Origin of the sequence: uncultured Dialister sp., from assembly GCF_937959425.1 — a bacterium.
Taxonomy (GTDB): domain Bacteria; phylum Bacillota; class Negativicutes; order Veillonellales; family Dialisteraceae; genus Dialister.
On record NZ_CALGPS010000062.1, the window covers coordinates 1 to 11,059 of the forward strand.

Below are 11,059 nucleotides of genomic sequence, written 5' to 3' on the forward strand. Positions count from 1 at the left end.
TAGGGCGGTTGTATAGTTTTAACTATATTCATCGCCGCTGAAGGCGGCGATACCACAACCCTCAAGCCCGCAGGGCTTGTCCATCTTAAGAACCTTTCACTCCCTAACCCATCACCGCCAATGACTCTTCCGTCCCCTCCTCCTTTGACTCCAGCCTCACCAACTTATTCCTTACAAAATCTTTCCATGTCTGTTACAATAGTTTAAATATATTAAATACACTATAAAGAAAAGAGGGATGATGATGGAGGCGGAGAGAATCCGTGGTATGGCGGAGCAGCTGATCCGGGAAAATCCGAAGGAGCGGATTATTGATTTCACTCTGGAGGGGCAGAAGTACTGGATCAAGCGGAAGCTGGGAAACGGGCGGAATCAGCTGGTGAAGTATTCGGTGGAGAAGGAGTTTTATTATGAAATCGCCCGCATGACCATTGCCGGCCGGTTTCATAGTGAGCTGGTTCCGGATGTGGTGCTCCTGACGCCGGATTATATGGTGACTCTGGACGGCGGGCCTACGCTGAAGAATATTCTGGGCTCCAAACGGCCGGAGGAGGAGAAGGAGGCCATTCTGGAGGAAACGGGCGCCGCCCTGGCTGCTCTCCACCATGACCATATTATCCACGGCCGTCCGGCGCTTCGGGATATTACCTATCGGGACGGAAGGCTCACGTTTCTGGACTGGGAGAACCGGCTCTATTCACGGAACCGGGAGACGCTGAAAGCCATCGATTTCCTTCTTCTTCTCCAGGGCATCTGCCGGGAGAATTATCGGGAGGAAAAATCCCGGGTGGCAGCGGTGCGAAGGGGCTATGAGGAAAACGGCGGCACGGAAACTATAGAGGAGGCCCGCCGGTTCCTGAAAAGCCATGGCTTCATCGGCGGCCTGGTGCATTTCCTCTCCCCCTTCCGGATGAAGGATATCGAATCGGTAAGAAAGATTTATGATTATATGAAATGATTCAAAAGTTTCCTGTCCGACGAGGAACCCATGGGGTTCACGACGGCGGGAAACTTTTTGCGTGGGGGGCTGCTCGGCGTGGCGCTGCTGGTGTTTCATACCGACAGGTAACTTTTCGCGAATGGTTTCCTACCCGGCGTGGCGCCACTGGTGTTTCTTGCCGACAGGAAACTTTTCGCGTATAGTTTCCTGTTCGGCTTGACGCCACTGGTGTTTCTTACCGACAGGAAACTATTCGCATATAGTTTCCTGTTCGGCGTGGCGCCATTGGTATTTCTTACCGACAGGAAACTTTTGGCGTATAGTTTCCTGTTCGGCGTGGCTCCATTGGTGCTTCTTACCGGCAGGAAACTATTCGCAAATAGTTTCCTATTCGGCGTGGCTCCATTGGCATTTCTTACCGACAGGAAACTATTCGCAAATGGTTTCCTACCCGGCATGACTCCATTGGCATTTCTTACCGACAGGAAACTTTTCGCGTATAGTTTCCTACTCGGCGTGGCGCCATTGGCATTTCTTACCGACAGGAAACTTTTCGCAAATAGTTTCCTATTCGGCGTGGCTCCATTGGTACTTCTTACCGACAGGAAACTTTTGGCGTATAGTTTCCTGTTCGGCGTGGCTCCATTGGTGCTTCTTGCCGACAGGAAACTTTTCGCGTATAGTTTCCTACTCGGCGTGACACTTCTGTGTTTCTTGCCGACAGGAAACTTTTCGCAAATGGTTTCCTACTCGGCGTGGCGCCATTGGCATTTCTTACCGACAGGAAACTATTCGCATATAGTCTCCTGTCCGACTTGACACTATTGTTATTCACATCCCCATGTCCTCCCCTCTTGCCGCCGGAAATTGGCCTCTTGCCGCGGGGGCTCTGTTTCTCTATACTAGAATCAAGTATAGTATGAGGGAGAGGGGAACTATGTTTCTGGAACAGGAGAAGGAAAAGTTTATCGCCTGGTGGCAGGATATTTCCATGAGGGAGCTGGCCATATATCTGGCCGGCGCTTTCTGCCTGCTTCTCATCGTTTCTGTCTATTATGATATTTTGGGAATTACGGGGCTTTTCCAGTGGTACCGGTTCGGGCGGAATATGGGGGAGTGTTTCCTTCTGATTTTCCTGACGGAGCTCATGACGGGGAAGAGTCTCCTCCATCCTTTCTGGCGCATCGGGTATATTCCCTTCTTTTCATGGATTTTCATTTTCCCCTATGTGCTCACCCATGCGGTGAACGGCATGAAGGATCCTTCCTTTAATCATCTGAGTCCCTATTTTCTCACCGCCATCGGCACGCTCCTTCTGATTTTCTTTATGATGAATGTAATCTGCCGGGTGTATGTGGGGCGGAAGCTGGCAACGCTGATCTGCCTTTCGGCGGTGTGTTTCTTTTCTTTCAGCGCTTTCATGTTCCTCATGCATTATGAGTTCATGGGCATCATGATGTCGCCGAAGGAAATGTTTTTTGCCATCAACCAGCCGGTGCGCTGGTTTTACCGCATTGTCCTGCCCCATGTGGGTCTCATGAATCTCCTTCTCATGGGGGCGGGGCTTGTGGCTTTTGTGGTGCTGTACTGGCAGTGGATTTACGACAGTGCCTATGCTCTTTCTCCCCGCTGGGTAAAGAAAACGAGGAAATCCTATTCCTGTATCCACCGTCTTCTCCAGTTTCTGGTCTTCTTCGGCTGCGCCTGGCTTCTTATCCGCTGGCTCAGTGAGTGCTTCCCTCTCCACGATTATGAAATGGCGAAGCAGTATAAGGAATATATCGATTTTATCCAGAATACCAGGCTGTAAGGGTTCAGCAGGGAATGTTGACGCCCGCTTTGCGGGCGAGGGTTCTTAAGGTTCTTAAGGTTCGGCGCCCTTTGGGCACAAAGGGGCACGGCTTCGCCGTGGGTTGTGGCCTGCTGGCGCAGGCAGGTTGTGTAGAAGGGTTGCGGAAAAAGGTGCAGAGGGTTGTGGTATCACCCAGGGCTGAGTTTTTATAATGTCGCCTATCGACAGCATTCCCTTTCCACCGCTATGTCTTTCCTCTTCCCCATGAGTAAAGCAGAATCAACCTTAACACAATCTGCGGCATAGCAGTGGCCTTTTTTTGCATGCGGAGATACAGGTATTCATCCTTTTGCTTCAAATTTAAAAAAGGAAGTCTTATATTGGAAAATAATGATAAAAACACCCTGACCATCCGGGATAAGATGAAGCTCATCCTGGATACGGGGCAGATGATGATGGAAAGTGGCGCCGGCAGCAAGCGGATTGTGCGGGATATGCTGCAGACCGCCGCTTATTTAGGCATTTACTGGGAGGATGTGCAGATCCACATTACCTATTCCACCATTATGATCAATGTGGATGACGGGAAGAGGACTCACACCATGTTCCGCAAGTGCTACCGTCACGGGGTGAATATGCTCACTTTCCTTCAGACAAGCAAGACCAGCCGGGAGGCTCTCTATGAGAATGAACCCTACGGGGTATTTGTGAACCGGCTCCATGAAATCCGCGAGAACTGCACGAACCGGATCTACCCGGAATGGCTGGCCATCCTGGCCATCGGCCTGGCGTCCTCCGCTTTCTGCCTTATTTTCGGCGGCCACGAGGTGGAGGCTCTTTATACCATGCTGGCGGCCATCATCGGGGCGCTGGTGAAATATGCATGCACCCGCATAGAGTTCAACGGCTATGTCACCATTGCCGCCTCCGCTTTTGCGGCCACCATTACCGCCTATTTCACCATGTACCTGCCCGGTGCCATTTCCCCCTTCCTGCCCATTGTGGCCTGCGCCCTCACCCTCATACCGGGGGTGCCCCTCATCAACGCAGTGGACGATTTCCTGAACAATTACCTCACCTCCGGCATGACCCGCATGACCCATACCCTTCTTATCATGCTGGCCATGACCTTCGGCATTGCAGGGGCTGTGGGGCTCACCCATGTGCCCAGCTTTACGGCGGTGAATATTGCGCCGGAGCACCTGTACCTGGCCCAGGCCCTGGCGGCAGCCATGGCGGCCCTGGGATTTTCCGTCATGTTCAATATCCCCAAACGGTATATCCCCCTGGCCTGCCTGGGGGCTATTATTACGGTGGATGTGCGGGATGTATTCATGGTGGTCTTCCACTTCGGCATGGCCAGCTCCTCTTTCTTCGGCGCCGCCGTGCTGTCCCTCCTTTATTTCAGTATTTCCAAGTACTTCCACGCTCCGGTTTTCGTGGTCACCATACCGGCCATCATCCCTCTGGTGCCAGGAGTGCTCATGTACCGGTTCTTCTTTGCCATCATCGATATCCAGCATATGGACGGCATGGCGCTCCTTCTCGCCCTGCAGACCGGGGTGGAGGCCATGCTGGTGCTGCTGGGCATCTCCCTGGGCGCCACCCTGCCGGACGTGCTGGCCCATCAGTACATCGAAAGGGGGAAGCGGAAAAAGCTGCAGAAACTTTTGATGAAACGGGATGGAAACAGGGAAGAAGCGAAGGCTGCGGCTGATCTGGACAAGGCCAGCGGGAGAGGATAATGGGGCGGCAAAGCCGCCCGGGTTCAGAAGGTTCCCCGCCTTTGGCGGGCTGGTTCAAAGGGTTCAGAGGGGAAGGTGAACGGGGGCTTCGCCCCGAAGGTTGTAGCCGCCTTCGGGCAATGTTTATAAAATCGGCGTTACATGTGATTCGGACCTATCCTCAGCCCTGTCGGGCAGCTCCATTCCGGTCGGGCAACCAAAAGGAAGGCCCTTTTATGGGCAGGCTAAGGGCCAACTTTGCCCGACTTGGCAATCCTATGCAGGATTGCCACCAAAGGAAGGAGCCTGCGTTACGTGCTTTCCTCTTCCTGCCTGACTCCGTCATTCCGAGCCGCAGGCGAAGAATCCCGGTCGGCGGGAAAGGCAGAGTATCCCATCTCCCGCTCATTAGTATTTACCGGCAATACCGTCACTTCCAGCAAAACAGCCGCCTTCGGCGGCTCCCCCTTTGGTGGCTGACGCCACCACCTTTCCCCCGCAAGCGGGGGCACTATGGGCGCTGGGCATTTACCTCATACCTCCGTCTGATAGTCTCAGGTCTTCTGCTTATCAGTATTTATCGTCACTTTAGGTAGTATAGCCGCCTGCGGCGCCTCCAAGAAACTTTCCACTCCTATTTCATAAAAAAGGCAAAAAATATCCCCTATCCTGCCGGAATTCAGAGGAGCAGGATAGGGGTTGTTTCTCACTTCCGGAGAAGTGAGGGGGGACAACGATATGGAAGATGAACCTTATGGATTCATCGCGTCCCTGTGGGTTGAAGAAGAAACTCAGATGTGAGCTTTGGCGCCTTCTTCTTTGGCAGCCAGTGCTGCCTTTTCAGCTCTTTCCTTAGCAAGTACGCCCTGGAAGCGGACGACTTCTTCTTTAATGACAGGAGAGAGAACCAGCAGGGAAATGAGGTTTGGAATTGCCATGAGTGCATTGGCAATATCAGAAAGGTTCCATACCAGATCCAGGGTCTGGGTAGCACCTACGTAAACGACCAGGGAGAAAACGATTCTGTAAACCATGTTGTATTTATGGGTTCCGAAGAGGTATTCCCAAGCTTTTTCACCGTGGTATTCCCAGCCAAGGATGGTGGAGAAGGCGAAGAGGATGATGCCGATAGCTACGATGTAAGTACCGATAACGCCGATGTTGGTGGAGAAAGCTGCCATGGTGAGGGCAATGCCTTTCAGCGGTGCGCCGCTGGCATCGGTGGTGCCGAGGACGCCGGAGGAAGCAATGGTGAGGCCGGTGATGGTGCAGACAACGATGGTATCCCAGAAGGTACCGGTCATGTTGATGTAGCCCTGACGAACGGGGTCATCGGTGGTAGCAGCAGCAGCGGTGATAGCTGCGGAGCCCAGGCCGGCTTCGTTGGAGAAGCAGCCTCTTGCAACGCCGTAACGCATGGAGTTCATAACGGTAACAGTGATGGTGCCGAGGACGCCGCCGCCGATTGCCTGCGGGTTGAAGGCCATCATGAAAATCAGGTAGAGGCCGTGAGGTACGTTCTGGATGTTAAGAAGAATGCAGATGAGACCTGCGATGATATAGAACACAGCCATGCCGGGAACAACAACAGAGGAAACTTTGGAAATTGTCTTGATACCGCCTACAATGATAATCAGGGACAGAACGGTGAGAATGACGCCGCAGACTTCAAGAGGCATGCCGAAGACAGTCTGTACGGCTCCGGAAATGGAGTTTGCCTGGGTCATGTTGCCGATACCGAAGGAAGCAATGACGGAGAACAGTGCGAAGAGGAAGCCAAGGGTACGGCCGGCGGTTTTGTTTTTGAAACCGTTCTTCATGGTGAACATGGGGCCGCCCTTCATTTCACCTTTGGCATTGACTTCACGGTATTTAATGGAGAGCATGCATTCGGAGAATTTAGTGGTAAGGCCGAAGCATGCGGAAATCCACATCCATACCAGGGCGCCGGGGCCGCCGGAGAACATGGCGGTGGCAACGCCTACGATGTTGCCGGTGCCGATGGTAGCAGCGAGAGCTGTCATTAATGCGGAGAATGGAGAAACATCGCCTTTACCGCGCTTGGTGGTGCGGGCTTCTTTAGAAAGGACGCTGTGGATTGCATAGGGCAGATTCCGCCAGGTCTGGAATTTCAATAAACAGGTGAGGTACACACCGGTACCGACAAGGAGCACCAGCATTACCGGGCCCCAGACTATGCCGTCAATTGTATTGACTAGCGAGTTGATTGCAGCCATGTCCATAATAATATCCCCCTTACATTTGACCCGTATTTCTGAGAAAAAAACAACCGCCGCACTCAGGCTGATGGTGTGTGAAAGTCTGAGGCTGGCGGTTGTTATGTATGTATGCATCCATGCATAGCGGGAGTTACCCACGTGCCAGCCCTGTCCTTTTGCCTGAGAGATTCGGGATTTACGGGTGAAATCCCTTTACACCTTCGGCGCCCAATCGAATGGGACTCTCCAGAGTTGTGTCCGTACACAGTTTCGTGTTCTACTGAACGCCTGATAGTATTACTCCTTCGGCAGAGGGCCCTTGGGCTCTCATTTTTCAGTGTACATCATCCACCATATTTTGCTTTTCGGCTTCTTTCGGGAACCAGATCTGAATTCCCCCTACGGAAGCCTGCCGTGCATTGCGGCATATATTCACAGGCATTCGCCTGATCCTATACATACATGAATTATTATGGAACCATTTTTTGAAAAAGCAGGGCCTCCACTTCGGGAAATATTTCCAGGGATACTTCCCGAAGCCCGGCACTCCCTGATGAATCAGTTTAGGAGGGCTTATCCACCAGGGTGCCCTTAGCCGGATGGGGTGTCATATTAATCCCGGCGGAAGGAAAATGGGAAAACCTTTCCGCCTGGAAATAATATGTGATATCAGTGCCCGATTGAAAAGCTCAGTTTTCCGTATCTGCGGAAATTTTGGCCTTTACTTCCTTGCTGGGGTCCTGGTCTACGTATTCTTCGTAGTCCTTGCCTGTCTTCAGGTGGTCGAAATACTTGGCAGTTTCTCTTACCACCACGCCGGACAGGGCCAGCAGGGCAATCAGGTTTGGAATAGCCATGAGTCCGTTGACGATATCCGCCAGAACCCAGATGGCTTCGAGTTTCAAAAATGCGCCGCTTGCAACAAGTGCGATGAAGATGAGGCGGTAGGGAAGAACTCCCTTGGTACCTGCCAGATAAATCATGCAGCGTTCGCCGTAGTAGTTCCATCCAAGGATGGTGGTGAAAGCGAAGAGTACCAGGCCAATCATGAGCATGTAGCCGCCGAATGCGGGGAATGCGTCTTTGAAAGCTGCATTGGTCAGGGCCGCTCCGTTCAGGCCGTTCAGCCATTCACCGGATACGACGATGGTAAGACCGGTCAGTGTGCAGATGATAATGGTATCAATGAATGTACCGGTCATAGAAATAAGTCCCTGTTCCGCAGGCCATTTGGTCTTAGCAGCGGCTGCTACGATAGGAGCGGAGCCGAGGCCCGATTCATTGGAGAACACGCCTCTGGCAATACCATTTCTCATAGCCATAATCATGGTGGAACCAAGAAAACCGCCTGCTGCGGCACTGCCTGTAAATGCATTGGAAATAATAGTTTCAACAGCACCAGGAATCTTATCAGCGAAGAAAATCAATACACCAACGGTTGAAACGAAGTAAATCACTGCCATAGCCGGAACGATTTTGGAAGCGGCTGCGGCGATGGACTGGAGGCCCCCAAGGGTGATGGCTGCGACCAGCACAGTGAGGATAATGGCTGTCCACATGGGATCCAGTCCGATAGTCATCTTGGTGATATCCACAATGGAATTCACCTGGGCAAAAGTACCGATTCCGAAGTAAGCTACCAGAACGCCGAAGATGGCGAAGAGGGTTCCCAGCCATTTGTACTTCTCGCCCATACCGTTTTTGATGTAGAACATGGGGCCGCCGGCGATTTCACCTTTGGCATCCACTTCACGGTACTTGACGGCCAGAAGACCTTCGGCATACTTGGTGGCCATTCCGAAGAATGCGGCAAGCCACATCCAGAAAATGGCGCCCGGGCCGCCGGCTGCGATGGCTGTTGCCACGCCTACAATGTTGCCGGTGCCCACCGTTGCGGAAAGGGCTGTGCAGAGAGCTTTGAAAGAATCAATATCACCGCTGCCTGCATTCTGTGCTTTGAAAATCAGCTTCAGCGCCTTCGGTAATTGGAATACCTGCAGCAGCTTCAAGCGGATGGTAAGCAGGATACCGGTTCCTACAAGAAGAACCAGCAGCGGCGGCCCCCAGATAAAACTATCAAGCGAATTCAACACGTTCATGTAATTCAAATCCATTTTTAACAACGCCCTCCTGAAATAAGATATAACAAAAAGCCGGCATTCCATAAGAAATAAAACTCTGGAAGCCGGCATTGTCTACCTTAAAGCGGAACACAATAGTGTGACGCTGCTTTCTCTGTCCTTTTGCCTGAGAGATTGGGACGTTTCCATCCTTACACCTTCGGCGCTCTTTAATCGAGACTCTCCAGAGTGTGTCCACATACGGTACTTATCTTTTGAGATACCTGAGAGTGTTACTCCTTCGGTAAGCCTTTCGGCTTTCTCCCATATGTTTCATCCACCTGTATGAATTTGATGTTTGCATTATAGGTCCCTCTGCCAAATTTTGCAAGAGGGTTTTTGATATTTAATCGTTTTCTAATTTTAAAGGGCACGCCTGATGGATTTGAGGGTTGACGGGGCTTCACCCCAAGGGTTCAGAAGGGAAGGGGGCGCGGCTGACGCCGCAGGTTGTGTAGAAGGGTTGTGGAAAAAGGTTCTTGTGATTGACCGGCCTGTCGGCCGGAGGGTTCTTAGGTTTGACGGGCCTATGGCCCGAGGGTTGTGGATTGCCGCTGCGCGGCAATGAAGTTTTTAATGCCGCCTGTCGGCGGCAAAATCGTATAACCGCGCCTGCGATGCATTTCCACGAGGGTCGGAGGTTGAGTGATTTTCGCTGCCGACAGGCAGCTTTTATACTCATCGCCGTCAGGCGATACCACAACCCTCAGACGCGAAGCGTCTGTCAAACGTAAGAACCCTCTGGCCCACCGGGCCAGTCAATCTTGAGTACCTTTTACATACTCCCCTTTGAACCAGCCCGCTCTGTGAGGAAATCCCATCGTTCGGTGTAAAGCACACGAACGATGGAACCCGGGCGCAAAAGGCGCCTCCCCCTCTTGCTTTTAGAAATACCGTATATCTGACGTCTGATCGTCTGATGTCTGTCGTCTTTCGTCTCCCATCATTCGGGAATACAGCCCGGCGCGCAGCGGTAAGCGGAAAGCTGCTTACTGTCTCACTGTCTCACTGTCTCACTGTCCCACTGTCCCACTAGAACACTAGCTCACCAGCTCACTAGCTCACTAGTACACCAGCTCACTAACCAAGCGCCACATCCAGGGACATCATCACCATGAATCCCAGGGCGAAGGTAATGACCCCTACGTCCGAATGCTCACCCTGTGACATTTCCGGAATCAGCTCTTCCACCACCACATACATCATGGCCCCCGCTGCAAAGGACAGGAGGTAGGGCATGAGGGGCACGATGAGGGAAGTCAAAAGAATGGTAATGAAACCGCCTATGGGCTCCACCGCCCCCGACAGCACACCGCCGGCAAAGGATTTCATTTTTCCCATGCCCGCTCCCCGAAGGGGCATGGAAATGATGGCACCTTCAGGGAAATTCTGGATGGCAATGCCCAGGGACAGGGCCATGGCAGAGGCAAAGGTAATATCACCGTGGCCGGACAGGAAACCTGCCAGCACCACCCCCACCGCCATGCCTTCCGGAATATTATGGAGAGTCACCGCCAATACCAGCATGGTGGTCCTGGCCAGATGGCTTTTAGGCCCCTCCGCTTCCCTGGCCCCCATGTGAAGATGGGGAATCACATGATCCAGCAGAAGAAGGAAGGCCATGCCGCCGCCAAAACCGATAACCGAAGGCAGGAAAGCCAGCTTCCCCAAAGCCTCCGACTCCTCCAGCGCCGGAATCAGAAGACTCCAGATGGACGCCGCCACCATGACGCCGGAAGCAAAACCGGTCAGTCCCCGCTGCACCCCCTGATGTATTTCACCCCGCATAAAGAACACACAGGCCGCCCCCAGGGAAGTGCCCAGAAAGGGGATAAAAAGCCCCCAAAAAATATCCATATTCATGATTTTTCTCCTTTGTACGAAATTTTTCAATATTCTGTACATAAGATAGGCTAAATGAGAGCTTTTGTCAATATGATGGGGGAAAGTTTCCTATTGAGGTGACAGGTTGTGGTGTTTCTTACCGACAGGAAACTATTGGCGAATAGTTTCCTATTGAGGTGATACGCTGTGGTGCTTCTTACCGGCAGGAAACTATTCGCGAAGGGTTTCCTATTGGTATGACACACTGTGGTGTTTCTTACCGACAGGAAACTATTCGCGTATAGTTTCCTATTGAGGTGACACGCTGTAGTGTTTCTTACCGACAGGAAACTGTTGGCGAATAGTTTCCTATTGAGGTGACAGGCTGTGGTGTTTCTTACCGACAGGAAACTATTCGCGTATAGTTTCCTATTGAGGTG

Annotated in this window: 6 protein-coding genes and 2 riboswitches; of the genes, 3 read left to right on the plus strand and 3 right to left on the minus strand. The window is 52.2% G+C overall.

The genetic code is table 11. The features are described from left to right. Positions 1-238 precede the first annotated feature (238 nt). The 3 genes from Q0482_RS02400 (at position 239) to Q0482_RS02410 (ending at position 4,477) form a co-directional block, all read left to right on the plus strand. The gene (locus tag Q0482_RS02400; RefSeq protein WP_299142888.1) at positions 239-958 is read left to right on the plus strand and encodes a hypothetical protein; all 720 of its coding nucleotides are present in this window, start codon (positions 239-241) and stop codon (positions 956-958) included. A 919-nt stretch (positions 959-1,877) separates the two neighbouring features. Beyond that, positions 1,878-2,750: a hypothetical protein gene (locus Q0482_RS02405; RefSeq protein WP_299142891.1), complete on the plus strand. Its 873-nt coding sequence runs from the start codon at positions 1,878-1,880 to the stop codon at positions 2,748-2,750. A 362-nt stretch (positions 2,751-3,112) separates the two neighbouring features. Continuing rightward, positions 3,113-4,477 carry a threonine/serine exporter family protein gene (locus Q0482_RS02410; RefSeq protein WP_299142893.1) on the plus strand — a complete coding sequence of 455 codons (1,365 nt, stop codon included), beginning with the start codon at positions 3,113-3,115 and terminating at the stop codon, positions 4,475-4,477. A gap of 770 nt (positions 4,478-5,247) precedes the next feature. Here the strand turns inward: Q0482_RS02410 and Q0482_RS02415 are convergent. The 3 genes from Q0482_RS02415 to Q0482_RS02425 form a co-directional block, all read right to left on the minus strand. After that, the gene (locus Q0482_RS02415) at positions 5,248-6,699 is read right to left on the minus strand and encodes a sodium:alanine symporter family protein (RefSeq protein WP_299142896.1); all 1,452 of its coding nucleotides are present in this window, start codon (positions 6,697-6,699) and stop codon (positions 5,248-5,250) included. Positions 6,700-6,833: 134 nt separating this feature from the next. Continuing rightward, positions 6,834-6,935, minus strand: a riboswitch (glycine riboswitch). Positions 6,936-7,364: 429 nt separating this feature from the next. After that, positions 7,365-8,789: a sodium:alanine symporter family protein gene (locus Q0482_RS02420; RefSeq protein ID WP_299142898.1), complete on the minus strand. Its 1,425-nt coding sequence runs from the start codon at positions 8,787-8,789 to the stop codon at positions 7,365-7,367. A 111-nt stretch (positions 8,790-8,900) separates the two neighbouring features. Next, a riboswitch (glycine riboswitch) is annotated at positions 8,901-8,993 on the minus strand. Between the two features lie 882 nt (positions 8,994-9,875). Then, positions 9,876-10,658: a ZIP family metal transporter gene (locus Q0482_RS02425; protein WP_299142901.1), complete on the minus strand. Its 783-nt coding sequence runs from the start codon at positions 10,656-10,658 to the stop codon at positions 9,876-9,878. Positions 10,659-11,059 lie beyond the last annotated feature (401 nt).